This is a genomic window from Micromonospora sp. L32 (assembly GCF_052068055.1).
Lineage (GTDB): Bacteria > Actinomycetota > Actinomycetes > Mycobacteriales > Micromonosporaceae > Micromonospora > Micromonospora purpureochromogenes.
Genome location: NZ_JBQHDD010000005.1, coordinates 450160 through 474569, shown reverse-complemented (window position 1 = coordinate 474569; position 24410 = coordinate 450160). Strand labels below are relative to the sequence as shown.

General features: G+C 68.3%; 15 protein-coding genes and 1 pseudogene. 10 read left to right on the top strand and 6 right to left on the bottom strand.

All coding sequences use genetic code 11. From position 1 onward, the window contains the following. The first annotated feature begins 175 nt into the window (after positions 1 to 175). From ACTMTB_RS16975 to ACTMTB_RS16955, 5 genes and pseudogenes are all read left to right on the top strand, one after another. Complete coding sequence (locus ACTMTB_RS16975; RefSeq protein ID WP_441146681.1) at positions 176 to 9271, top strand: golvesin C-terminal-like domain-containing protein; 9096 nt, start codon at positions 176 to 178, stop codon at positions 9269 to 9271. Beyond that, complete coding sequence (locus tag ACTMTB_RS16970; RefSeq protein WP_441146679.1) at positions 9268 to 9723, top strand: SUKH-3 domain-containing protein; 456 nt, start codon at positions 9268 to 9270, stop codon at positions 9721 to 9723. The genes ACTMTB_RS16975 and ACTMTB_RS16970 overlap by 4 nt, the downstream gene beginning before the upstream one ends. 135 nt (positions 9724 to 9858) lie before the next feature. Beyond that, positions 9859 to 10083 (top strand): annotated as a pseudogene (locus ACTMTB_RS16965) (RHS repeat-associated core domain-containing protein); the annotation flags it as partial. Between the two features lie 275 nt (positions 10084 to 10358). After that, the gene (locus tag ACTMTB_RS16960) at positions 10359 to 10907 is read left to right on the top strand and encodes a hypothetical protein (protein WP_441146844.1); all 549 of its coding nucleotides are present in this window, start codon (positions 10359 to 10361) and stop codon (positions 10905 to 10907) included. A 916-nt stretch (positions 10908 to 11823) separates the two neighbouring features. Further along, the gene (locus ACTMTB_RS16955; RefSeq protein ID WP_441146677.1) at positions 11824 to 12375 is read left to right on the top strand and encodes a hypothetical protein; all 552 of its coding nucleotides are present in this window, start codon (positions 11824 to 11826) and stop codon (positions 12373 to 12375) included. Between the two features lie 79 nt (positions 12376 to 12454). On the opposite strand, the gene ACTMTB_RS16950 is transcribed toward ACTMTB_RS16955, so the two are convergent. After that, complete coding sequence (locus ACTMTB_RS16950; RefSeq protein WP_441146675.1) at positions 12455 to 13114, bottom strand: hypothetical protein; 660 nt, start codon at positions 13112 to 13114, stop codon at positions 12455 to 12457. A gap of 599 nt (positions 13115 to 13713) precedes the next feature. Between ACTMTB_RS16950 and ACTMTB_RS16945 the strand changes: the two genes are divergently transcribed. Beyond that, the gene (locus tag ACTMTB_RS16945) at positions 13714 to 15603 is read left to right on the top strand and encodes a BTAD domain-containing putative transcriptional regulator (protein WP_441146673.1); all 1890 of its coding nucleotides are present in this window, start codon (positions 13714 to 13716) and stop codon (positions 15601 to 15603) included. A 149-nt stretch (positions 15604 to 15752) separates the two neighbouring features. Here the strand turns inward: ACTMTB_RS16945 and ACTMTB_RS16940 are convergent, their stop codons facing one another. From ACTMTB_RS16940 to ACTMTB_RS16925, 4 genes are all read right to left on the bottom strand, one after another. Next, entirely contained in the window at positions 15753 to 16028 is a 276-nt protein-coding gene (locus ACTMTB_RS16940; protein WP_357618676.1) for a hypothetical protein, read from the bottom strand. A gap of 47 nt (positions 16029 to 16075) precedes the next feature. Further along, on the bottom strand, positions 16076 to 16507 hold the full coding sequence (locus ACTMTB_RS16935) for a hypothetical protein (protein WP_210776490.1): 432 nt from the start codon (positions 16505 to 16507) through the stop codon (positions 16076 to 16078). A gap of 212 nt (positions 16508 to 16719) precedes the next feature. Continuing rightward, on the bottom strand, positions 16720 to 17424 hold the full coding sequence (locus tag ACTMTB_RS16930) for a VOC family protein (protein WP_441146670.1): 705 nt from the start codon (positions 17422 to 17424) through the stop codon (positions 16720 to 16722). Between the two features lie 301 nt (positions 17425 to 17725). Further along, complete coding sequence (locus tag ACTMTB_RS16925; protein WP_441146668.1) at positions 17726 to 18304, bottom strand: mycothiol-dependent nitroreductase Rv2466c family protein; 579 nt, start codon at positions 18302 to 18304, stop codon at positions 17726 to 17728. 230 nt (positions 18305 to 18534) lie between these two features. Here ACTMTB_RS16925 and ACTMTB_RS16920 point away from each other — a divergent pair, with 230 nt between their 5' ends. Genes ACTMTB_RS16920 through ACTMTB_RS16905 form a run of 4 tightly spaced genes read left to right on the top strand, consistent with a single transcriptional unit; the run spans position 18535 to position 22934 of the window. Further along, a complete protein-coding gene (locus ACTMTB_RS16920; RefSeq protein WP_441146666.1) occupies positions 18535 to 19827 on the top strand; it encodes an ABC transporter substrate-binding protein in 1293 nt (430 codons plus the stop codon). 58 nt (positions 19828 to 19885) lie between these two features. After that, positions 19886 to 20881, top strand: coding sequence for a carbohydrate ABC transporter permease (locus tag ACTMTB_RS16915; RefSeq protein ID WP_154936138.1), 996 nt, complete (start codon positions 19886 to 19888; stop codon positions 20879 to 20881). Position 20882: 1 nt separating this feature from the next. Continuing rightward, positions 20883 to 21716, top strand: coding sequence for a carbohydrate ABC transporter permease (locus tag ACTMTB_RS16910; RefSeq protein ID WP_280838339.1), 834 nt, complete (start codon positions 20883 to 20885; stop codon positions 21714 to 21716). Positions 21717 to 21725: 9 nt separating this feature from the next. Continuing rightward, positions 21726 to 22934 carry an ABC transporter ATP-binding protein gene (locus ACTMTB_RS16905; protein WP_357618441.1) on the top strand — a complete coding sequence of 403 codons (1209 nt, stop codon included), beginning with the start codon at positions 21726 to 21728 and terminating at the stop codon, positions 22932 to 22934. A 380-nt stretch (positions 22935 to 23314) separates the two neighbouring features. On the opposite strand, the gene ACTMTB_RS16900 is transcribed toward ACTMTB_RS16905, so the two are convergent. Beyond that, a complete protein-coding gene (locus ACTMTB_RS16900; protein WP_441146831.1) occupies positions 23315 to 24376 on the bottom strand; it encodes a winged helix DNA-binding domain-containing protein in 1062 nt (353 codons plus the stop codon). Between the last annotated feature and the right edge of the window lie 34 nt (positions 24377 to 24410).

Sequence of the window (24410 nt, the reverse complement as noted above, 5' to 3'; positions counted from 1 at the left end):
CCGTTCTCCGTGCAGCGTCGTCGCGAAGTAGCCGCAAGATAGCAGCGCGCATATCGACGCTTCCTAGCCTCCACCCGACGTGTCTGTCGAGGACCGGAGGGTAATGATGAAGGGACGATCACGAGGTCCCCTTGTCGGGGGACTGGTGCTGGCCCTGGTGGCCACGCTGGGCGGGATGGAGGCCCTGCCTGGCCGACAACCCGACCAGCGGTTGGCGGATGCCGACCTGACGGCGGGCGCCCCGGAGGACGATGGTCTGTTCTCCAAGCTGGGTAACGCGGCACGCGACATGGTCGACGGTGGGCCGCGCAAGGCCCGGCCGGAGGCGGTCAGCGCCGGCCTGGCGGTGAACGAGAAGCCGCCGCCGGCGAAGAACTGGCCGCCGCAGAAGCGGGTCAAGGAGCTGACCGGCAAGCGGACCGCCAACGGCAAGGTCTATCAGCTCGCGGACGGTCGGACGCAGGCCGAGATCTCGATGGTGCCGCTGCACTACAGGGACGCCAAGGGCAAGTTCCAGACCATCGACACCACCATCCGCCCGGCCAGGGACAAGGGGTACGTCCAGGGCAACCGGACCAACACCTTCACCAGCCTCTTCGGTGACAGCTCCGACGAGCTGGCCCGCTTCGAGAAGGACGGCCGGAGCATCGAGCTGGGCCTGGCCGGCGCTGCCAAGAGCGTCACGCCGAAGGTTTCCGGCTCCACGGTCACCTACCCGGGCCTCGCCGGCGGCGCCGACGTCGTCTACGACGTCACCTCCACCGCGCTCAAGGAGAAGATCGTTCTGCACCGCGCCCCGACCGGGCCGGTGTCGTACACCTTCACCCTGGACACCGCCGGACTGACGGCGCAGCAGCGCCAGGACGGCTCGATCGCGTTCGTTCCGCGCGGCGGCGGCGAGCCGGCGTTCGTGATGCCGGCGCCGTTCATGTACGACGCGAAGGACGACAAGGCCTCTCCGCACGGCAAGGTGTGGAGCGACAAGGTCACCCAGCGGGTGCAGCAGATGTACGGGCAGACCAGCGTCACGGTGTCCGCGGACGCCGGCTGGCTGGCCGACCCGGCCCGCGTCTATCCGGTGGTGATCGACCCGACCATCAAGATCCAGCCAGTGCCGACCGACGCCCAGGACACCCAGATCTACCAGGGTGCGGCGACGACCCCACACGGCAACACGTACCAGCTGGGGGTCGGCACGGACAGCAGCTACTCGTGGCGGTCGCTGGTCAAGTTCCCCCTCGACCCGAAGATCGTTCCGCAGAACACCGCGATCGACGACGCCCGCCTGGAGATGTACTACGACCAGTCGCTGTACACCTGGCAGTACGACGTCCTGATGGAGGCGCGGCGGGTCATCGCCCCCTGGGACGAGACCACCGCCACCTGGGCGTCCATGAACACCAACATGACGACGACCGCCGCCGGCAACCTCGTGCAACTCGACGACGGTGACACCGGCACGTCGGTGAGCGGCACCTGGAACTACTCCACCAACGCCGAGCTGACCCCGCTGGCGGTGAAGACCGACTACCGGTACAACGACGACCTGGTCACCGGGAACACCCACACCTGGACCCCGACCATCACGGAGACGGGCGACTACAAGGTCGAGGTGCACTACGTCGGGGAAAGCGACCGGGCCAACCCCACCCCGTACAACGTCATCCACGCCACCGGTACCGCGACCCCCTCGGTCAACCAGACCACGCCGGTGGCGCGCGGCAGCTGGGCCTCGCTCGGCACGTACCGCTTCAACGCCGGCACCGCCGGCAGGGTGGTGCTCAAGGACGTCGCGGGCAAGTCCGTGATCGCCGACGCGGTGCGCTTCACCCGCTGGGGCGTGGCGAACAAGCCCCGCGCCATCTCCAGCGCCTGGAGCTCCTTTGCCGTCCGGGACGTGGTGCAGCAGTGGCTCACCGGTACGCCCAACCACGGCTTCATGATCAAGGCCGTGGACGAGGTCACCAAGAAGCGTGGCGGCGCCATCTTCGAGGGCTCCGAGTACAACTACATGAACGACCGGCGGGACTACAACCTGCCGAAGCTGGTCGTCACCTACGGCCGGCCCGGTGTGGCCGTGAGCCCGCCGACCACGGTCACCTCCACCGGCGCGGTCCTGACCTGGCCAGCGTATGTCGACCCGTCGACAAGCCCGGACGACGACGTCGTCGAGTACCAGGTGCACCGCAGCCTGGAGCAGGTGTTCGCCCCGTCGGCGACGACGCTGATCGCGCCGGTCTCGTCAGCCACCCGGACGTACCAGGACACCACGGCGGTCCCGACGCCGGCGGCCGAGACCGACCCGATGAAGCGCAAGTTCTACTACTACATGGTCGCGGCGAAGACCAGGGACGGGCAGGTCATCGCCGGCCCCACCCAGCCGGTGATGCTGCCGAAGGCCGGTCAGATCACCCGGATCTACCGCACGGCGGCGACCAACTCGACCGGCACCGACGGTGTCATCGACACCACGCTGGCGAACGGCACCACCATGAAGGACACCAACGTCGACGTCTACGACGGTGACCCGTACGTGGCGGTGGGCAACAACTCGGATCCCGCCACCGGGTACGGCGACACCCGTGGCCTGGTCAAGTTTCCCACCCTCAGCGGAATCCCCACCGACGCGCAGGTGGTGGACGCGGATCTGCGGATGTGGAACACCTACCTGTATCCGGGCACCGACCAGGACGAGTACGTCGACGTCTACCGGTTGAAGAACTCGTTCGACGAGAAGACCGCGACGTGGAACCGCCGCAACGCGACTGCCCTCTGGACGACCGCCGGCGGCGAGTACGACACCTCCTGGAAAGCGAGCTTCAACGGCTTCACCAACGACCCGGAGTGGGAGAGCTGGGACGTCACGACCGCGGTGAAGGGCTGGCACACCGCCCCGGAAACCAACTACGGCTTCCTGCTGCGCCAGCGTGACGAGGTCAACCAGACGGCGCGGGCGATGATGCTGTCGTCCGAGGCGAAGGAGCCGCTGCTGCGGCCGACGCTGGAGGTGACCTACCTCGAGCAGACCGCCGAGTCGACGTACTACGCGGCCTCGACGCCGCAGACGCTGACGCCGAACGCCACGTACACCCTCCCGGTGACCGTGTCGAATCCGACGCTGGCGCCCTGGAACACCACCGACTGGGAGCTGTCCTACGACTGGAAGCGGTACGGCGCCTCCGGTGTCCTCGAGGACCTTCCCGACGACAGCTACGAGCTGCGTACGCCGCTGCCGGCGAACGTGCTGGCCGGCCGCACGGTCGACATCACCGCCCAGGTGAAGACCCCGCCGTCGTCCACCGACGGCAACAAGCGCACCGAGTACGTGCTCAGCTGGGACCTGCGCAGCAAGCTCGACGGCCGGAAGCTGTCGGACACCGGCCCGATCAAGGGTCTGCCGCAGAACGTGGCGGTGGAGGAGCCGACCTCTGACCAGCTCGGCCTGGAGAAGTTCTACTCGTACGCGGGCAAGAACACCGGCGCCGGCGGCACGCTGATGAACAACCTGTACGCCGGCAACACCGTCTGGTCGTACAACGCGATCAACAACCCGTCGCGTGGCCTGTCGACGTTCGTCCGGATGTCCTACAACTCGCTGGACACCACCGACTCGGTCGCCGGTTTCGGCTGGTCGCTGCAGGCGTCGTCGATGATGCGCCTGGGCACCCCGCTGGACTTCCACCCCAACCCGAACCCGACGAAGGTCACCCTGACCGACGGCGACGGCACCAGCCACTGGTTCACCTGGGACGCGGCCACCTCCGAGTGGAAGAGCCCCAAGGGGGTCAACCTCTACCTGCAGAAGAACAGCCCGGTCGACTGCAAGCCCAACGTGCAGGAGCGCAAGGCCTGGGTGCTGACCAAGCCGGACCGCACGCAGTTCTTCTACGACTGCGAGGGCTTCCTCTCCAGCACGGTCGACAACAACGGCAACGAGATGCTCTTCACCTACGAGGAGCGCAAGAGCAACAACAAGCCGACCAAGTTCCTCAAGTACATCACCGACCCGACCGGCCGGATCACCCTGACCCTGGACTACTACGCCAAGGGCCAGACCTACGACTACATCAACGACACCACCTGGGCCCGGGTGTCCGGTGCGACCAACCTGACCAACCCGAAGATCATCGACCACGTCTCGCAGATCACCGACGTCTCGGGACGCAAGCTCACCTTCACCTACACGGACAAGGGTCTGCTCGGTGAGCTGATCGACGGCGCCGGCTCCACCAACGGCGCGCCGAAGACGTTCAAGTTCCGCTACGACATGACGCAGGGGAACAAGAACGTCAAGCTGGTCAAGGTCACCGACCCGCGGGCCAGCGCCACCGGCCAGGCCTACTCCACCGACCTGGTCTACAACTACCCGCAGGCCGGCGACGACCCGAAGTGGCACTGGCGGACCAAGTCCTACACCGACCGGCTCGGCCACCCGACGACCTTCGGCTACGTCGACCCGGATGCCACCAACAACATCCAGACGACGGTCACCGACGCGGAGAACCACGCCACCACCTACCTGATGGACGGCTACGGACGGTCCATCCAGACCACCAACGCCAAGAACGAGGTCACCAAGCTCGGCTGGGACGACGATCACAACGTCACCCGGCTCGAGGAGGCCAACACCGCCGTCTCCACCTGGGAGTACGACACCAAGACCGGTTACCCGACGGTGGTGAAGGACGCCGAGGCGGTCAAGAACGGCTGGCCGGGCACGGTGCTGACCTACCAGCGCCAGCTCAACGGCTACGTCGCCGAGGTGCTCACCAAGACCAGCTCGGAGGGTCGCAAGTGGAGCTTCGCGTACACCGCCGAGGGTGACATCGAGTCGGTCACCGATCCGCTGGGCAACACCACGGCGACCGCCGGCGACTACACCAGCACCAACACCTACGACGAGTGGGGCCAGCTCCTCACCGCCAAGGACGCCAGGGGCAACATCACCCAGTACGGCCCCTTCCACGTCAGTGGCTACCCGACGACCATCAAGGACGCCGGCGACGGGTTGTCGTACTTCACGTACGACGCTCGGGGCAACGTCACCGAGGTCAAGAACGGCAAGGACGCCAAGGTCACCCAGGCGTACGACACCTTCGGCCGCCCGACCACCAAGGTCGAGCCGGTGGACGCGGCCAACGGCCGATTCATCACCACCACGGCCCCGGAGTACGACCCGAACGACAACATCACGAAGGCGTACGCGGCCAACGGGACGGCGTCGACGTCGGTCTACGACCGGGCGGACCAGGTCCTCGAGACGCTGGCCCCGAAGGACGAGACGACCGACCCGGAGCGGAAGACCACCACGACGTACGACAAGGTCGGCAACGTCCTGACCGTCACGGAGCCGCAGGGCAACCTGACCGCGACGGTCGGCGACTTCACGACGACCACGAAGTACGACGTGATCTACCAGCCGATCGAGGTCAGCAACGGTCTCGGCCAGAAGGTCAGCACGGAGTACGACAACGTCGGCAACGTCAAGGTCCTCTACGACGCCAAGAAGAACGCCAGCGCCGCGGACGACTTCACCACGAAGTTCGACTACGACTGGAACCACCGGGTCGTCAAGACCACGGACGCGCTCGGCAAGTTCACCACCGCCCGCTACGACAAGGACGGCCTGACGGTCGGCAGCACCGACGCGGACGGCAATGAGTCGCTGGCGAAGTACGACCCCCGCGGCGCGCTGGTGGAGTCGAAGGTGCCGCACAGCAAGGACGGCGCCGGCACCATCACCTACCGCACCACGAAGTACGAGTACGACCAGGTCGGCAACGCGACGAAGGTGATCAGCCCGCGCGGTGTGAACACCGACGACGCCGTCGACGCCGACGACTTCGCCACCCAGAAGGTGTACGACAAGCTCAACCGGGTCGCGGAGGAGTGGTCGGCCTACGACAAGGACGACAGCCGCTACAACACGCCCAACAAGACCATCTACACGTACGACTCGGTGGGCAACCTGGAGAAGGTCAGTGCGCCGCCGTCGGACGGGCAGACGGTCCGCAACGACACCACCTACACGTACTACGACAACGGGTGGACCAAGACCACGTCCGACCCGTGGGACATCACCACGTCGTACGACTACAACGACCTGGGCCAGCAGACCAAGACCACGCTGACCTCGGCCGGCGGGTCGCAGTCCCGGACGATGACCTGGGACTACTTCCCGTCGGGCAACCAGAGGGGTAGGTCGGAGGACGGCCTGCCGGTCGGCAAGGACGTGGTCCTGGTCGACAACTCCGACACCCACAACACCGCCACCCAGGGCACCTGGACGAGCGGCGCCGCCACCGGCGCGTACGGCTACGACGTCGGCACGGCGCCGGCGGGCAGCGGGTCCGCGCAGTTCAACTGGCAGCTGACCATCCCGCGGGACGGCAACTACGAGGTGTTCGTCCGGCACCCGCAGGTGACCGGTGCCGCCACGGACGCGAAGTTCACCGTCACCCACAGCGGTGGCAGCGTCACCAGGACGGTGAACCAGACGCAGAACGCCGGCGCCTGGGTGAGCCTGGGCAGCTATGCCTTTACCGAGGACGGTGTCCAGAAGGTCACCGTCACCGACCAGGCGACAGGCAAGGTGCTCGCCGACGCGGTCAAGCTGGTGCGGGACAACGCCGCCGACGTCGACAACGAGAAGAAGGAGTTCACCTACCGGTACAACCCGAACGGGATGATGGCCGAGGTCAAGGACCTCAGCCCGGGCGCGCAGATCGACCGGTACGAGATCGGGTACGACGACCTCAACCAGATCGACTCGGTCAAGGAGTTCGTCGGGACGGCGACGACGCCGAAGAACACCACGTCGCTGACGTACGACCCGAACGGCAACCCGCTCACCTCGACCCACGACCTGACCTGGTCGAAGATCGAGTACGACGAGCGGGACATGGTCGCCAAGGTGACCAACGCCGACTCGGCGACCGCCGGTAACCAGCAGATCTCGACGTTCACCTACACCGCCCGTGGGCAGATGCTCAAGCAGGCCAAGCCCAACGGCAACACGGTGGACTTCGAGTACTACCTGGACGGCGCCACGAAGCGTCAGCTGGAGAAGACCTCCGGCGGGGCGACGGTCGCCGAACACAACCTGGAGTACTCGGCCAACGGGCACCCGTCCCGGGACGTTATGAAGTTGATGAACGCCGACAACTCGGCGGACCACATCGACAACACGTACGTCTTCTCCTACGACCCGCAGGACCGCATCAGCCGGCTCGACAAGACCGGTGACAGCAGCTCGGTGGAGTCGTACACCTACGACGCCAACAGCAACACGGTGGCGCAGACGATCGAGGGCGCGACCAGCACCAGCAAGTACGACCGGAACCGGCTGCACTCCACCACCTCCGGTGGGGTGACGTCGACGTACAACTACGACCCGTTGGGTCGCCTCGACACCATGTCGATCGGTGGTCAGCGGGCGCAGAAGTACTACTACGACGGGTTCGACCGGACGGCGAAGACCACCGCGGGTATCGGTGCGACGGCGAAGTCGACGACCTACGTGTACGACCCGTTCGACCGGACGGTGTCGCAGACGACGGGTTCGAAGACGACGGCGTTCACGTACCTGGGGATGGACAACCAGGTGCTGCGGGAAGAGGTCGAAGGTAAGGCGACCAAGTCCTACCAGTACGCGCCGTGGGGTCAGCAGCTAACCCAGATCAAGCACAAGGACGACGGCAGTCGGGAGTACTCGCAGTTCATCTACCGCCCGCGTGGCGACGTCGTCGGTATCACGAAGGAGGACGGCAAGACCCGAGCGACGTACGGCTACACGGCGTACGGCAAGGACGACGAGTCGCAGTTCACCGGTGTGGACAAGCCGGGTGCGCAGGCCGAGGGTGAGGAGCCGTACAACGCGTTCCGGTTCAACGCCTCCCGCTGGGACGCCGGCTCTGGCACGTACGACATGGGGTTCCGTAACTACGACCCGGGCCTGAACCGGTTCCTGACGCGGGATTCCTACGGCGGCGCCATGGCCGACATGGGGTTGGCGACGGATCCGTTCACCGGTAACCGGTACGCGTTCGCTGGTGGTAACCCGGTCAGCTTCGTGGAGTTGGACGGGCACCTGTTCGGGATGTCGTGGTCGGACGTCGGCCACGCCGCCCTGGACGTGGCGGGCATGGTGCCGGTGATCGGTGAGGTCGCCGACGTCGCCAACGGCATCTGGTACCTCGCCGAGGGCAACTACGTCGACGCGGCCATGTCCATGGCTTCCGCTATCCCGCTGGCCGGGAACGCGGTGGCCGCGGCGAAGCTCGCCAAGACCGGTAAGAAGATCGCCGACGGCATCGACACGACCAACGACACCCGCAAGGCCGCCGAAGCGGGCACCGCCGGAGCCAAGGGAACATCACCCACCGGCACGCCGCAACCCAAGCCCGCCGACAACCCCACCGCCCCGAAGAAGCCGGAATGCAACAGCTTTGTACCCGGCACAAAGGTGCTTTTGGCGAACGGAGATACCAAGCGGATCGAAGATCTCAAGGTCGGGGATCAGGTTGCCGCTGAAGATGTAGAGTCACGCTCCCTGCAGCGTCGTCCCATCACGAAGCTGATCACCGGGAATGGCATCAAGCACCTTTACACCATCGCCGTGGATGTCGACGGCCGAGCGGGCTCGAAGGTCGAGACGATCACCGCGACGGGCGGCCACCGGATCTGGCTTCCGGACGCAGGCGCATGGGTAGCGGTTGATAAGCTCAACGTTGGCGATTGGATGCAATCGGCGTCGGGCGCCTGGGTGCAGATTGTTTCAATCAAGCACTTCAGCCGTCATCAGCGGGTGCACAACCTCACGGTTGATGGCGTCCACACCTACTACGTCGTCGCCGGTGGCACTCCGCTACTGGTGCACAACGATGGTGAAGACCTGTGCGAGATTGCCCGCGAGGAGGCGCGTGACAGCGACACTAACAACACGGCCGTCTCCGCCGCGCGGGACACCTACACCGGGGAGGTTTTCACTGGTGAGAGTGGGGCGCTGCCCAGCTACGTCAATCCGGACCTCCGGCCTCGCCTTGAGGCGGCCCAGGACATGCAGGCCAGTGGCCACCATGTGGAGCCCTGGGACCCGGGCACGTGTGCGGAGTTCCATGCCTGCAACGAGGCTATGAACAACGGAGCCAAATTGGACGAGATTGAATACGGTACCGTCCGTAAGGATACCCTCGAAGGTTTCCCGTCCTGCGGATGGTGCCGAATCATCCTGGGCGGCCCGGGCGGTGCGCGTGACAGGACACGGCTGTGACGGAGGCTGGCGAGCATCTTGATCTGAGTGAGCTCCTGACGCGTAGCGGATGGCATCCGGGTCGTCGAGTCGACGTTGAAGACGTGCTGTCGGTATGGAGGCAAGGAGGCTATAGGGCCTCCAGTGCTGCCGTAGAGTTTGTCCAGGAGTTCAACGGGCTTGAGTTGGCGTATCCTCGGTATTTTCCCGAAGATGGCGTTGATGGCCTTTCGCTTGATGCAGTCTCTGGCACCAGGGGGATCAGTCAATCCTTGGTGAGAGAGTACGAGGAGAGGGTTCATGAGGAGCTATGTCCCGTAGGTAGGGCGGCATCGGGCCACATGACTCTTGTGATAGGTCCGTCTGGAAAGGTGTACGCAGGGTACGACAAGTACCTCGCTGTGTTCGGGGAAAACTGGCGAGAGGCGTTGAGTAATATAATCAATCGGGTTCAGCCACCTCGAATTCCTTGACAACGCTAATCTCGCCGAGGACGCGCAAAATGGTGACCGGAAGGAATGATTGAGCTGAATCGCGACTCGTAGCGAGCTACGGTAAGAAATGGAAGGGGCCCCATCGGATTCGTTTCCGGTGGGGCCCTCGTTTTCTTGAGCGGCGGGAAGCCGTACAACGCGTTCCGGTTCGACGCCTCCCGCTGGGACGCCGGCTCTGGCACGTACGACATGGGGTTCCGTAACTACGACCCGGGCCTGAACCGGTTCCTGACGCGGGATTCCTACGGCGGCGCCATGGCCGACATGGGGTTGGCGACGGATCCGTTCACCGGTAACCGGTACGCGTTCGCTGGTGGTAACCCGGTCAGCTTCGTGGAGTTGGACGGGCACCTGTTCGGGATGTCGTGGTCGGACGTCGGCCACGCCGCCCTGGACGTGGCGGGCATGGTCCCGGTGATCGGCGAGGTTGCCGACGTTGCCAACGGCATCTGGTACCTCGCCGAGGGCAACTACGTCGACGCGGCGATGTCGATGGCTTCCGCTATCCCGCTCGCGGGTAACGCGGTGGCCGCGGCCAAGCTGGCCAAGACCGGTAAGAAGATCGTGACTTCTATGACTTTGACCGACGGTGGGGCGAGGGCGAACTGGCGTCGATGCGCAACGGCAGCGGGGAGGAGTACAACATCGTCTTTACTGCGGATGGCGCTTTCATTCGGGGCACCTACAGCGACTCGCCGATGCACATGCACACCGGGGGTCGGCTCTGGCCCGGTCTCCTTGACGGGCTGCCGGCACAGTTCGAGCCGTTGGTACGCGAGCCCGCCTTCTGCTACGAGGACGGGACCATGGAAGCCACCTTCCTATTGTGGCGGAGCGTCACTGACGATCGCTGGCACGCCGGCAACGAGATCGACTTCTCGCCAGCGGACGAGGAGGAGGTCGACCCGGACGGATCCTGGCTGCTCGACATCCTCTGCGACGAGATCGTGGACGAGTACATCCAGCACGCCCAGGAGGTTTACGAGGTTGACCTCGACAGGGGTGCGGTCGAGCACATCGTCGCGCTGCGCCCTCTCACTGACGCTGTGGTTCGCGTGCTGAACCCTGACGGGCGGATGGCCGACCTGCGAGAGAGGGCGGCGGAGTTGGACTACCCGGTCGAATCGCCTGACCCCTTGCGCACCGAAACCCAGCTCATCTAGGTGCTTTGTCCATGGACGTTGGTGACAGGGCTGGGATCTTGAAATAGGTGAGGACCTCCGGGTGAGGTGGAGCGGGCATTGGGATACGAGGATAGTCGCGGCGAGTCCAGCCTGGCGGAGAGCCTGCCGCCAGGCTGGCTCCTGGGGCGTATCGTTGCGCAAACCCGACATGGTCAGGCGGAACCGGCGCTCCTACGTCTGCGTGAGGTGCTTTCTGTCGCAGTTCAGCTCGAAGCTGAAGGTAAGACGGAGCTGGACACATGGCGGCGGCGCCTTCCATCCTGGTTCGTAGATGCCAGTGAGGCTGTCGCGGACGACTCTGATGAGTCGCCTGTGGACGGGAGTGAGCTGGAGGATGACGCGTGGCCACTTGAGTCGTGGGCTGCGTGGTTTGACCGAACGGAAGATCCGGATGGTCTATCACGGTGTTGGCGGTGGTGGCATGCAGAGGCACGTGGGAACAGAATCGAAATCCTGCTCTGCGTAGATGGGTTCCCGTGTCCAGTTGACAGCCTCAGATGGGTTGTACAAGCGGCTGGTGCCACCTTCGTCGGCGACCTTGAGGCAACTGATGTGGAGACGCTGGCGGCGCGGGGAAGGCAGCCGCGACTGACGCTCTGGTCCAGCTGCTGAGCAGTGTCGCCAGCGACGGGGTCCGGACTCCGGAGTGCGACATGTGTCGTGCTTCGGTGTCCGGGCTCCGTGTTGTTGCATCAACGTGTACTCCTTCAGACGCCCAGTCGTAAGTTGGGTCATGCAACGTCGAGTTCACCGGTGTGGACAAGCCGGGTGCGCAGGCTGAGGGTGAGGAGCCGTACAACGCGTTCCGGTTACCGATTTCGCTTGGGACGCCGTCGTCCATTCCGCCCCCGATTCAGTTTATGTGTGCGTTCAGCACTCCATCGACGGTCCGGTGGTGGTCGACCTGCACGAAGGAGATTCCCCGGAGTTGGCGATCGAAGGGGCTCGAGAGGTCCTGTCCAGGTCGGTCGACCTCGCCACGCGAATCTGCCGGCAGGGCGCCGAGCGATCTATCGAGATTGAGGACGATGTGCCTGCCCTCCGAGGCAGCTTGGGAGAAGTGATCGACGGAAGTGACCCGGACGGGCCACCCTTTGAGACGGAGGTCGTTGATCATCTGGTCCTGGCTACCGAGGTGCTGGACTTCGTGGCTGCTCCGGACGAGTTGGATGAGTTGCAGGAGGTATTCGAGCGTGCCGAGGAGTTGGCGGAAGCTGCGAGGGAGATGGGAGAGAGAGACTTCCCGGGTGGTGAGTGGGAGGTCGTGGATTTTGTCGGCTTGGAGAATGAAGCCAGGCATGCTGATCTCGCCGAACTGCGGAGCGCCCAGCAGGGCGGGCGTGATCCGAACCCTGCCAGCCTGCTTGCCCGCAGTGAGTCTTTTGCTCGGCAATACGCTGATGTGATCGAGAAATGCTATTCGGATGAAGATGCGGGCCGCTCGTAAAGAGGGCTGATCTAAGCGGCGCCCGTCCCCCGGTGGGGACGGGCACCGCCTCGCGGGCAAGCATCCGCGTTTCTGGCGGTCAGGCCGTGATCGGGTAGTCCAGCTCCGCCGCCCGCTCCCGCAGATCCGCCAGTCGCTTCTGCGGATTGAGCGCCTGGATGACCTCATCGGTCAGGGGCTGCAGCGCGAGGATCTGCTCGACCACGGCTTTGTCCAGCTCGGTGTCGTAGACCGACCAGGCGTACTCCAGGTACTCCTCGGCGGCGCCGTCGCACAGGATGTCGAGCAGCCAGGCCCCGTCGGGATCAGTCTCCTCGTCGTCGGCGGGGGAGAGGTCGATCCCCTCGCCGGCGTGCCACCGGTCGTCCCCGGAGCGCCGCCAGAGCACGAACGTGGCGTTGAGCGCGCCGTCCTCGTAACAGAACGTGGGCTCGTGCACCAGCGGCGCGAACTGTGGGGGCAACCCCTCCAGCAGGCCGGGCCACAGCTGGCCGCCGGTGTAGTTGTGCATGGGGGAATCGTGGTAGACGCCGCGGATGAAAGCACCGTCGGCGGTGAAGACGATGTCGTACTCCTCGCCGCTGCCGTTGCGCATGGACGCCGCTTCGCTCTCGCCCCGTCTGCGGCTGTAGTCGTAGTAGACGCCGTCGACGATGGAGTCGAGCATCGCCAGGGCTCGGGAGCGGTCGCGGACCACATCGATTGGTGGCAGCTTGGCAGCAGTGTCGTAGACGGTCACCCGGCAAGGCTACGAGTCGGCGCTGGACCTGAGGTTGTGGTCGGTTGCTGAGCAGTACCTGCCGGTGATCGACGGGCCCGGACGCCGAGTGCGACGGGTGTTCTGCCCACTACGTCCGCTGGCCGTCGCCAGGAAGCCGGCGGCCGAGTCGGCAGGAGTGGCGCGACGGATGCGGCGAAAACTTCCTGCTCCGCCGATCGGATGAAGCGGGCCCCACCGAAGGTCAGCGGGGCTTGATCGAGTGGATCACCAGACCGGCCGAACGTAGATCGTGACACACTGGAGTCGCACGCCCCTCGCCCGTCCGGCTGCTTGGCGGACGACCTCCTCCGGTGTGGACTGATCTGGACCGCTCCCGTCGTTGTTTCAACCTGGCAACATTGGGGTAGTTCACTGATTGGCAACCGAGCAGGCGTGCGGCGATGACGATCACACCATGTGACCACGCGCCGGGAGCGCTCTCCGCTACCTTTTCGTTACGGTGACACACCGTCTGCGGCCATTGATATTCGTCACCTTCCGTTGCCCGATTTCTCCCTTGTTGCGCCGGCAACCGTCCACCTAACCTGGGCGCGCTCGGGTTCAACGGGGGAGCGGCGATGAAACTGCAGATTCGGCTTCTGGGCAGCATGGAGCTGCGCGTGGACGACCAGGTCGTCACGCCGGGCGCGGCCAAGCGGCAAGCCGTCCTCGCCGGCCTGGCAATGGAGGCGAACCAGTCGGTCTCGTTGCAGCGGCTGGCCGACATGGTGTGGGCCGACATCCCACCAGCCTCCGCGGTGGCGAATCTGCGTTCCCACGCCGCCGGCCTGCGCCGGGAGCTGGGCGACCGATTGGTCGCCCGGCCCAACGCGTACCAGCTGCGGTTGTCGCCGCACGAGCTGGACGTCACCGAGTTCCACCGGCTGGCGGGAGAAGGGCGGGCACTGCTCGCCACGGCCGATCCAGCTGGCGCCGTCACCACTCTCACCGCCGCGCTCGCACACTGGCGCGGGGCTTCGGGTGACGGCCTGCCTCGTGGCACCGTGCTGGACAGCCGGTGGGCGAGCCTCGACGAGCAGCGGCTCCAGGTATTCGAGGAACTCGCCGAGGCGCGGCTCGCCGCCGGCGAGCACGGTCAGCTCCTGCCCCAGCTACGCGTACACCTTGCCGCGCACCCGCTGCGCGAGCGTGCCTGGGGGCAGCTCATGCTCGCTCTCTACCGCTGCGGGGACGTCCCGGCGGCACTGACGGTGTATCGGGACGCCCGGGCCATATTGGACGAGGAGCTCGGCATCGAGCCGGGCGAGGAGCTGGCCAACCTGCACCGCGCGATGCTGGACCGGGCTTCGGAGCTGGCGTACACCCCGCCGGCCGTCCCGGTCACGACGACGACCCTGCCGGTCGCTCCGCCCCCGGCGCCGCCGGGCGACGCGCCGACGCCTGCGCCGTGGCCCGGCGGGAGCGTCGGCTGGACCGTCCCCCGAGAGCTGCCGGCGGACCTGGTCACCTTCGTCGGCCGCGCCCGGGAGACCGCCGAGGTGGTCACGGCTCTCGGCGGTACGGCGCCGGCAACGGTGGTGGTCACCGGCGCCTTCGGCAGCGGCAAGACCGCCCTGGCGGTACGCGCCGCGCACACCGTCGCGAACGCCTTCCCGGACGGGCAGGTCTTCGTCGACCTCGGCCACCAGCGTTCAGTGAGCCCGGGTGAGGTGCTGGCGCGGGTGCTGCGCGCGCTCGGAGTCGCCCCCGCCGACGTACCGGAGAACACCGACGAGCGGGCCGGCTGGTTCCGGTCGATGGTCGCCGGTCGCCGGCTGCTGCTGGTCGTCGACGGCGTCACCCGGGCCGCCCAGGTGCGACCGCTGCTCCCGGCCGGACCCGGTCCGGCCCTCCTGGTGGTCGGCCAGACCCGACTGAGCAGCCTGGACGGGGTACGGCGGGTGACGCTGCGCCCGCTGGGCGCCGCCGAGGCGCGTAACCTGCTCGGCACGCTCGCCGGCCCGCAGCGGCTTCTCGCCGACGCGACGGCCACCGCCGAACTGGTACGCCTCTGCGCCGGTTCGGTGCTCGCCCTGCGCATCGCCGGCATGCGCCTGGCGGCCCGCCCGGGCAGGTCGGTGGAGGCCCTGATCGGCCAGCTCGCCGACGGGCGGGAGCAGTTGGACCTGCTGGACTACGAGGACCTGTCGGTGCGGGCCAGCCTTGCGGCCGTCGTCGCCGCTGTGCGTGCCGAGGACGAGGTGGCCGGGCAGCTCCTGGTGCTGCTCGGCGCGGCGCCCGACGCCCCGCTCCAGCCCGACCGGGCGGCCCGGCAGCTCGGCGTCTCCGCCTCCCGGCTGCGTCGCGCCCTGGACGATCTGGTCGACGCGCACCTGGTCCATCGCGACGAGCCCGGCCGGTACCGGCTGCCGGGGCTGGTCCGGGAGTACGCCGCGGAACTGACCGCGGCGCGGCCCGTCGCGGCGCATCCGTTGACCGGTTGGCGGGTGGATCCGCTGGCCGCCTGACAGGTTGCCGATCGGAGTGCCAGCCACCGACGATCTCGCTCTGGCGGACTGTAGCGGGCGGTGACCCCGAGCCCTGACTCGTCAGCGCATTACCGCCCTGCAAACCGACGGGTCCAGTGCGGGGCCGGCCCGGTCGGACGGCGCCTGTGTCAGGAAGCCGAGCCGCGGACGATGGCCACCGCCACCCGGCAGAACTCGTCCATGTCCGGGTTGAACCCGGCCGCGATGTCCGGGTGCAGCCCGGCGCGGGTCTCGTCGAGCAGCCGCTGGCAGACCTGCTCGATCGGCTCGCCCGCGTAGCTGGCCCGGACCCGTTCGGTGGCCGCCTGCAGGGCCGAGGTCAGCTGATCCTCCAGCGCGCCGCGCAGCTTCTCCTGCACGGGATCAAGCGCGCTCGGATCGAGCGTGACATGTGGCTCCGACATCGGCGCTCCCTTCGTCGGCGTCCGCGGTACCCCACCGCGGTCGTCGGTCAAACCCCGGCCGGTACGGCGGCCACCCGGACCTGGTACGAGAAGTCCTCCGCGGGCTCCTCCGCGTACGACAGCCGCCGGATCTGCCGGTCGTCGTCGTAGAGCGCGACGTCGACCAGGACACCGAGATGGGCCAGCCCGATGTTGGCGACCCGCTTCTTGTCCTGGAGCACCGCGCACACCCCGCCGAGCAGGGTGCTGGCGTCCGAGGTGCGGTGCCCGGGCGGGCAGCGCAGGATCAGGTCGACCTCGACGGGCCCGGCCAGCGGCGTCCAGCCGGTGCGCTGGGCCGCGGCGCAGGCCGCCTGGAGCAGGGCGCGGACCCTCGTCGCCTGCCGGTGTCCGGCGGCGAAGATGGACAGCGCCTCGGTCTTGACCGGTGGCAGGCCGCTCACCTCGAACGTCAGGGCGAGAGCGCGGGTGTCCTGCACGACGGCACCTCCTCGTGGGGACGATCCTGCCCAACCGGTGGACCGGCGGAGGGAAGTTCGCGCGAGAACCAACCGTTCGGGCGGGCTGGGGTCGGCCGGAGGCGTATCGACTTCGACGGCGACGCGCTGGCTGGTGAAGCTCACCTGACGCTAGTCGACCCGGCGGGCGCGGGGTAGCCCCACCGCGCCCACCTGCTGGGAAAGCCCGAAGGTCAGGCCGGCCGACGCGGGGCGAAGGCGCAGAACTCGTTGCCCTCCGGGTCGGCGAGCACCCACCAGCCGACCGTCTCGTCGGGCTCGCGCAGCAGCGTCGCCCCGGCGGCGATCAGGGCGGTGGCGTCCGGGCCGGTCAGGTCGACGTCCCAGTGCACCCGGTTCTTGACCCGCTTGCGCTCCGGCACCGGGTCGAAGACCCAGTAGTCCCAGGGGAAGCCGGTTGCGCCGACCACCGAGGCGTGGCCCTCCGCCGTGGTCTTCACCCGGCCGCCCACCACGCCCGCCCACCAGGTGGCCTGGGCGGTCGGGTCGGCGCTGTCCACCACCATCTCGAACGGCCCGGACCGCCTGCCCTCGCGAGGCGCGAACGCGCAGAACTGGTTGCCCTCCGGGTCGGCGAGCACCCACCAGCTGATCTCGGCGTCGGGTTCCCGTACCAGCCGGGCGCCCGCGGCCAGCAGTGCCGCCGGGCCGGCGTCGGCCAGTCGCAGGTCGAGGTGGACCCGGGTCTTGCCGGTACGCGGCTCGGGCACCCGGTTGACCCAGATCGACTCCGGCCCGGCCCCGCCCGGCCGCGGGTCGACCCGGAAGTCACCGTCGCCGGTGTCGACCACCTCGCCATCGAGGATCCGGGCCCAGAACCCGGCCAGCGAGCGGGGGTCGGCGGCGTCCATGCAGAGGTCCTTGAAGCGCGCGATCATCCGGTCATCATGCCCGCCCACCCCGACAACAGGCCGCCCCGCCGCACTGCTGCGAGCCGCCCCGCCCACCTCATGATCCCCGGTTTGCGGCGTGTTGCGGTCTTACGCGAGCGGGACACCGCGACACGCCGCAAACCGTGACTCGCGAGCCGTCACCCGCGTGCCGCGAGCCGTGACCGGCGAGCCGCGAACCGCGAGCCCCGAGCCGCGACCAGGCGAGGCACGAGCCGCAAAACCGCGAGCTGTGACATCCGACCCGCGGCGCGGCGAGCCGTGGCCCGTGAGCCGCAAACGGGGCAGGTCAGCGGCGGCCGCGTTTGACCTCCTGGAAGGCCGGCATCCGCAGCAGCGGCAGCAGCGAGTCCCAGATGGTCAGCGCGTCGTCGAGGTCGGGCACCTCGGTCAGGATCGGCCCGTGGATGCCGCGCTCTGCGCCCGGCACCATCAGCACCGGCGCGCCGATGTCCGGGCCCGCCGACGCGTACGCGAGGGCGTGCGACTCGCGTACCGCCTCGTCCCAGCGCTCGTCGTCGAGGGCCGGCGCCGCCTCGCCCAGCCCGGCCGCGTCGACGGCCGCGGTCACGATCGACGCGGCGAGCGGGTTGCCCGCGTCGTGGCTGCGCGCGCCGAGTTCGGCGTAGAAGCGGGCGACGTCCTCGGGACGGCCCTGGGCGCGCAGCGCCTCGACCAGCCGCAGCGCCCGGCTCGACGCGGTCAGCACGTCGGCGAACTGCGGCGGGACGTTGCCCTCGTTGAGGATCGCCAGGCTGAACGCCCGCCACTCGACGCTGAGCCCCCGGGCCTCGGCGACCCGCACCAGCCAGCGCGAGGTTCGCCAGGTCCACGGGCAGGCGGGGTCGAAGAAGAAGGTCGCATCCATCGGCCGAGCCTACGGCGGGGCTGATCGACCCGCACCGCGTGATCTCCGGCACACCCGCGCGGGCAATGCGCGTCGTCACGCTGAGGTTTCGCGCCGTCGCGGGTCGGGCACTGTGGGCGCACGAAACGCCCGGACTTGGCGCGATTCCGCCGCCCACCGTCCCGGCCGTCTCGCCGTGCGCCGGGGCACGGGCCTTCCCCCGGTCTCTCGCCGAAGAAAGGGGGAGGGCGATGACGACAGACCCCGAAGCGACCCGACATCGGCGCCGTGCGGGCGTCCGGCTCGGGGCGGCGGCCGCCGCGCTGGCGCTGGTCGCGCCACTGGCGGCGTGCGGGTCCGATGGCGGAAGCGGCGGTACGCCCACGATCAACCTGTACTACCCGCCGGAGCAGAACCTCCAGAAGGTGGTCGACGACTGCAACGCCCAGGCACAGGGGCGTTACCGGATCGCCTACCGGGTGCTGCCGCGGCAGGCCGACGACCAGCGGGTGCAGCTGGTCCGTCGGCTGGCCGCGCAGGACCCCGGGATGGACGTGCTCGGCCTCGACGTCACCTGGACCCAGGAGTTCGCCAGCGCCGACTGGATCCGCGAGTGGACCGGCCAGGACAAGGCCGAGGTGGAGCAGGGCACGCTGACCGGCCCGCTGGAGACCGCCCGGTACGAGGGCAAGCTCTACGCCGCCCCGAAGAACACCAATGTGCAGTTGCTCTGGTACCGCAGTGACCTGGTGCCGCAGGCCCCGACCAGCTGGGACGACATGATCAAGGCAGCCCAGGACCTCAAGGGACAGGGCAAGCCGTACCAGGTGCTCACCATGGGCGCCCAGTACGAGGGACTGGTCGTCCTCTACAACACCCTGGCCGAGAGCGCCGGCGGGAAGATCCTCAGCGACGACGGCAAGCAGGCCGTGATGGACGACGGGACGGTCAAGGCGCTCGACCAGCTCAAGCGCTTCGCCACGTCGGGCGTGGCCTCGCCGTCGTTCAGCAACGCCACCGAGGACCCGGTACGGCTGGAGTTCCAGGCCGGCGGTGGCGCCTTCCAGGTCAACTGGCCCTTCGTCTACCCGGCCTTGCAGGAGGCGGACCCGGAGCTGGCCAAGAAGGTCAAGTGGGCCCGGGTGCCGGGCATCGACGCCAACACCCCGAGCAAGGTCACCATCGGCGGGGTGAACATGGCGGTCAGCGCCTACTCGAAGCACCCGACGGAGTCCTTCGAGGCGGCCAGGTGCATCCGCAACGAGAAGAACCAGAAGTTCTCCGCCATCAACGACGGCGTGCCGCCGACCATCGAGAAGGTCTACGACGACCCGGAGATGGCCGAGGCGTACCCGATGAAGGAGACCATCCTCGACGAGCTCAAGGAGCCGGCGGTCCGACCGCTGACCCCGGCGTACCAGAGCATCTCCACGGTGATGTCGGCGATCCTGTCGCCGCCGTCGGCGATCCAGCCGGAACGGACGGCCGACGAGCTGCGCGACGCGATCTCCGACGCCCTCCAGTCCAAGGGGGTCCTGCCGTGACCGAGCGAACCCAGCGCCGCCGGCCGACCGGTGGCGGCGACCGTCCGGAGGTGACGGCATGAGCATCAACGCCACTCCCACCGGGGCGGAGGTCGCGGCCGAGGCCGAGCGGCCCACCGGCCGGCACGCGGCGGTGCCCGCCCAGCGGGCCGGCCGCCGGGCGAAGACCCCGCTGAGCGAGAACAAGAAGGCCGAGCGCCGGCTGGGCTGGCTGCTCTGCGCCCCGGCCGCGCTGGTCATGCTGCTGGTGACCGCCTACCCGATCATCTACTCGGTCTGGCTGTCGCTGCAGCGCTTCGACCTGCGCTTCCCGGACCAGCGCGAGTTCATCGGGCTGGAGAACTACGTCACCGTGCTGACCAACGAGTTCTGGTGGACCGCGTTCGGCGTCACCATGCTGATCACGGTGGTCACCGTCGCGGTCGAGCTGGTGCTCGGCATGGGACTGGCGCTGATCATGCACCGGACGCTGGTCGGCCGGGGCATCGTCCGCACCGCGGCGCTGATCCCGTACGGCATTGTCACGGTGGTCGCCGCCTTCTCCTGGCGGTACGCCTGGACGCCCGGCACCGGTTACCTGGCCAACCTCTTCGACGGCAGCGCGCCGCTGACCGAGCGGGCCAGCTCGCTGGCGATCATCATGCTGGCCGAGATCTGGAAGACCACCCCGTTCATGGCCCTGCTGCTGATGGCCGGGCTGGCGCTGGTCCCGGAGGACCTGCTCAAGGCCGCCTCCACCGACGGGGCGACCGCCTGGCAGCGGTTCACCAAGGTGATGCTGCCGGTGATGAAGCCGGCGATCCTGGTCGCGCTGCTGTTCCGCACCCTGGACGCGTTCCGGGTCTTCGACAACATCTTCGTGCTGACGGCGGGCGGCAACGAGACCTCCTCGGTGTCGATGCTCGCCTACAACAACCTGATCCGGGGCCTCAACCTCGGCATCGGTTCGACGATGTCGGTGCTGATCTTCCTCACCGTGGCGATCATCGCCTTCGTCTTCGTGAAGCTGTTCGGTACCGCTGCCCCCGGCAGCGACGACGGGGAGAGGCGCTGACATGGCCGAAACCACCACCCGGGCGAAGCTGCGCTGGGGTCTGCTGGACGTCATCGTCGTCGTCTTCGCGCTGATCCCGGTGCTCTGGATCGCCTCGCTGTCGTTCAAGACCCCGGCAACCCTCACCGACGGGAAGTTCATCCCCCGCGAGTGGACGCTGGACAACTACCGGACGATCTTTGACACCGACCAGTTCGTCCGGGCGCTGGTCAACTCCATCGGCATCGCGCTGATCGCCACGCTGATCGCGGTGGTGCTCGGGGCGATGGCCGCGTACGCGATCTCGCGGCTGGACTTCCCCGGCAAGAAGCTGCTGGTCGGCGTCTCCCTGCTGATCGCGATGTTCCCGCAGGTGTCGCTGGTGTCGCCGCTGTTCGAGATCGAGCGGCAGCTCGGCCTCTTCGACACCTGGCCGGGCCTGATCCTGCCGTACATCACCTTCGCGCTGCCGCTGGCGATCTACACGCTGTCGGCGTTCTTCAAGCAGATCCCGTGGGACCTGGAGAAGGCGGCGAAGATGGACGGCGCCACCCAGGGCCAGGCGTTCCGGCGGGTGATCGCCCCGCTGGCCGCGCCGGGCCTGTTCACCACGGCGATCCTGGTCTTCATCTTCTGCTGGAACGACTTCCTCTTCGCGATCACGCTCACCTCCACCGAGCGGGCCCGCACGGTGCCGGTGGCGCTGTCGTTCTTCACCGGCGAGTCGCAGTTCGAGGATCCCACCGGGGCGATCTGCGCCGCCGCCGTGGTGATCACCATTCCGATCATCCTGTTCGTGCTCTTCTTCCAGCGCCGCATCGTCTCCGGACTGACCTCCGGCGCAGTCAAGGGATAGGTGGTAGTCGTGGCTGACATCGTGCTCGACAAGGTGAGCAAGCGGTTCCCGGACGGGACCGTGGCGGTGCAGGACGTCGATCTGGAGATCGCCGACGGCGAGTTCGTCATCCTGGTCGGCCCCTCCGGCTGCGGGAAGTCCACCACCCTCAACATGATCGCCGGGTTGGAGGACATCAGCTCCGGTGAGCTGCGCATCGCCGGGCAGCGGGTGAACGACAAGGCGCCCCGGGACCGGGACATCGCGATGGTGTTCCAGTCGTACGCGCTCTACCCGAACATGACCGTCCGGGAGAACATGGCCTTCCCGCTGCGGCTGCAGAAGCTGGACAAGGAGACCATCAACCAGAAGGTGGAGGAGGCGGCCAAGGTCCTGGAGCTGACCGCGCTGCTGGACCGCAAGCCGGCCAACCTCTCCGGCGGCCAGCGCCAGCGGGTGGCGATGGGTCGGGCCATCGTCCGCCAGCCCAAGGCGTTCCTGATGGACGAGCCGCTGTCCAATCTGGACGCCAAGCTGCGGGTGCAGATGCGCACCGTGGTGTCCCGGCTGCAGAAGCAGCTCGGCACCACCACCGTCTACGTCACCCACGACCAGACCGAGGCGATGACCCTCGGCGACCGAGTGGTGATCATGCGGGGCGGCGCGGTGCAGCAGGTCGGCCCGCCGCAGGAGCTCTACGACCACCCCCGCAACCTCTTCGTCGCCGGTTTCATCGGCTCCCCGTCGATGAACTTCCTGCACGCGGCGGTCTCCGACGGCACCCTGCGGACCGCGCTCGGCGACGTGCCGATCGGCGACCGGCTCCGCCGGCAGCTCGAAGGGGCCGACGCTCCCCGCGAACTGATCCTCGGCATCCGTCCCGAGCACTTCGAGGACGCCGAGCTGGTGGACGACGAGACCCGCCGCCGGGGCATGGAGTTCGAGGCGCCGGTGGACATCGTCGAGTCGATGGGCTCGGACAAGTACGTCTACTTCACCGTCGAGGGGGAGCGGGCCAGCGCCGCCGAGCTGGAGGAGTTGGCCGCCGACGCCGGCGCCGCCGACTTCACCGGTACCGGGGCCAGCCTGGTCACTCGCCTGTCGGCCGAGTCCCCGGTGACGGAGGGCACGAGCCGCCGGGTCTGGTTCAACCTGGAGAAGATCCACCTGTTCGACCCGTCCAGCGGGCGCAACCTGACCCTGCACGAGGGCCGGGCCGCGGGCGCGCTGGCCGACTGACGGTCGTCGCCGAGGGGCCGGTGGATGTCGTACCCCCGGCCCCTCTCGCGTTGCCGCCCCGGCCGCGGCCCCCCATTCTGCGGCTCAGTCTGGGGCACCTTCCCAGCCTCGGTATCGTCACCGATCGTCACACCGCCTTCGCCGCCCGACACCCAAGCCGCACGCTTTGCTCTGCTGCCGCCCCGGCAACAGTTACCGTCCGTCCCTGTCGCCGGGAGGGCAGCAGAGCAAAGCGTGCGAGGCGAGGGTGGCGAGGCAGGGAAGGCGTTCCGCATCCTGGCAGGTCACGGAGGTGGCGCGTGTCTCGGCGGCGGCGCCGGTTGCAGGTGGAGGTCAGCCCGATTACGGACCGTGACGATGCGGGTCGCGCGGAGCCGAGGTCACCAGGAGTGATGAAGGGGCAGGCCGAGGAAGTCGGCGTACCCGGTGAGGGCCGCCTCGACCCGGCCGCGCATCGAGTCGTCGAACGGGGTCAGCTGCCGCACGATCACGCTGACCCGGGCCCGGCCGATGGTGCGCTTCCAGGTGCCGACTACCCGGCCGCCGCGCACGATCGTGGACTGGAAGACGCCGTTGCCGCCGGGGACCACGGCCTGCCGATGCGCCGGGTCGAGCATCAGCGTGCGGTCCTTGTAGCCGAGCAGGTACTCGTCGAACCCCGGCAGCGCCAACACGTCGTCGGGCGCGGTGCGGGGCGCGTCGAGCAGGGCCGCGTCGAGCACGGCCGGCACCCCGTCCACCTCCACCGTGGCCAGGTCGTCGCCGGCCACCGCGATGCCCCGCCGGGTGTCCGTCGCGGTCAGCCCGGTCCACCCGGCGAAGTCCTGTCGAGTGGTCGGCCCGTGGGACCGGAAGTACCGCAGCGCCAGCAGGCCGAGCGCCTCGTCGCGTTCGGGACGGCGCGGCTCGGGCGCCCACTCGTCGAGCAGGGCGAACGTCTGCTCTGTCCCGACGTGCGGGGCGATGCAGGTGACGCCGCGCTGGCTCGCGTACCAGAGCAGGTGGTAGCCGCGCTGGCCGGACGGGTCGAGGCCGGCGGCGGTCAGGGTGGCCAGGCACTCGGCGCGGGTGAGCCGGCCGCCGCCGGCCAGCGCCGCCCCGAGCACGTCGGCCGCCCGGTCGGCGTCGGCCTCGGTGAGGCCGAGCGCGGCCCGGCGGGCCGCCGCGCCGCTCAGCGCCCGCACGCCGGTCACCTCGAGCATCCAGCGGGCGTCCCGCGGGGGTACGAGGTGCACGGTGCCCCGCATCGGCCAGGTCCGCAACGCCTCCCGGCGTTCCAGCGCCGCCCGCACGTCCGCCACCGTCCACCCGGGCAGCCGGGTGCCCAGCGACCACAGACCACTCGCCGCGTCCTGCGCCTGCATCGCGCCGAACCACTCGACCACGCCCGCGACGTCCCGCGGCCGGCCGCCCGGGTGCTCCCGCAACAGCAGGCTGGTCATCCGTAACGCCAACGCCTCGCCGCCGGTCAACCGC

Excerpts from the sequence above, each read along its gene's own strand:
- ACTMTB_RS16975 (WP_441146681.1), top strand. The coding sequence starts at position 176 with ATGGAGGCCCTGCCTGGCCGACAACCCGACCAGCGGTTGGCGGATGCC.
- ACTMTB_RS16960 (WP_441146844.1), top strand. The coding sequence starts at position 10,359 with ATGCGCAACGGCAGCGGGGAGGAGTACAACATCGTCTTTACTGCGGAT.
- ACTMTB_RS16945 (WP_441146673.1), top strand. The coding sequence starts at position 13,714 with ATGAAACTGCAGATTCGGCTTCTGGGCAGCATGGAGCTGCGCGTGGAC.
- ACTMTB_RS16940 (WP_357618676.1), bottom strand. The coding sequence starts at position 16,028 with ATGTCGGAGCCACATGTCACGCTCGATCCGAGCGCGCTTGATCCCGTG.
- ACTMTB_RS16930 (WP_441146670.1), bottom strand. The coding sequence starts at position 17,424 with ATGATCGCGCGCTTCAAGGACCTCTGCATGGACGCCGCCGACCCCCGC.
- ACTMTB_RS16925 (WP_441146668.1), bottom strand. The coding sequence starts at position 18,304 with ATGGATGCGACCTTCTTCTTCGACCCCGCCTGCCCGTGGACCTGGCGA.
- ACTMTB_RS16920 (WP_441146666.1), top strand. The coding sequence starts at position 18,535 with ATGACGACAGACCCCGAAGCGACCCGACATCGGCGCCGTGCGGGCGTC.
- ACTMTB_RS16915 (WP_154936138.1), top strand. The coding sequence starts at position 19,886 with ATGAGCATCAACGCCACTCCCACCGGGGCGGAGGTCGCGGCCGAGGCC.
- ACTMTB_RS16910 (WP_280838339.1), top strand. The coding sequence starts at position 20,883 with ATGGCCGAAACCACCACCCGGGCGAAGCTGCGCTGGGGTCTGCTGGAC.
- ACTMTB_RS16900 (WP_441146831.1), bottom strand. The coding sequence starts at position 24,376 with ATGACCAGCCTGCTGTTGCGGGAGCACCCGGGCGGCCGGCCGCGGGAC.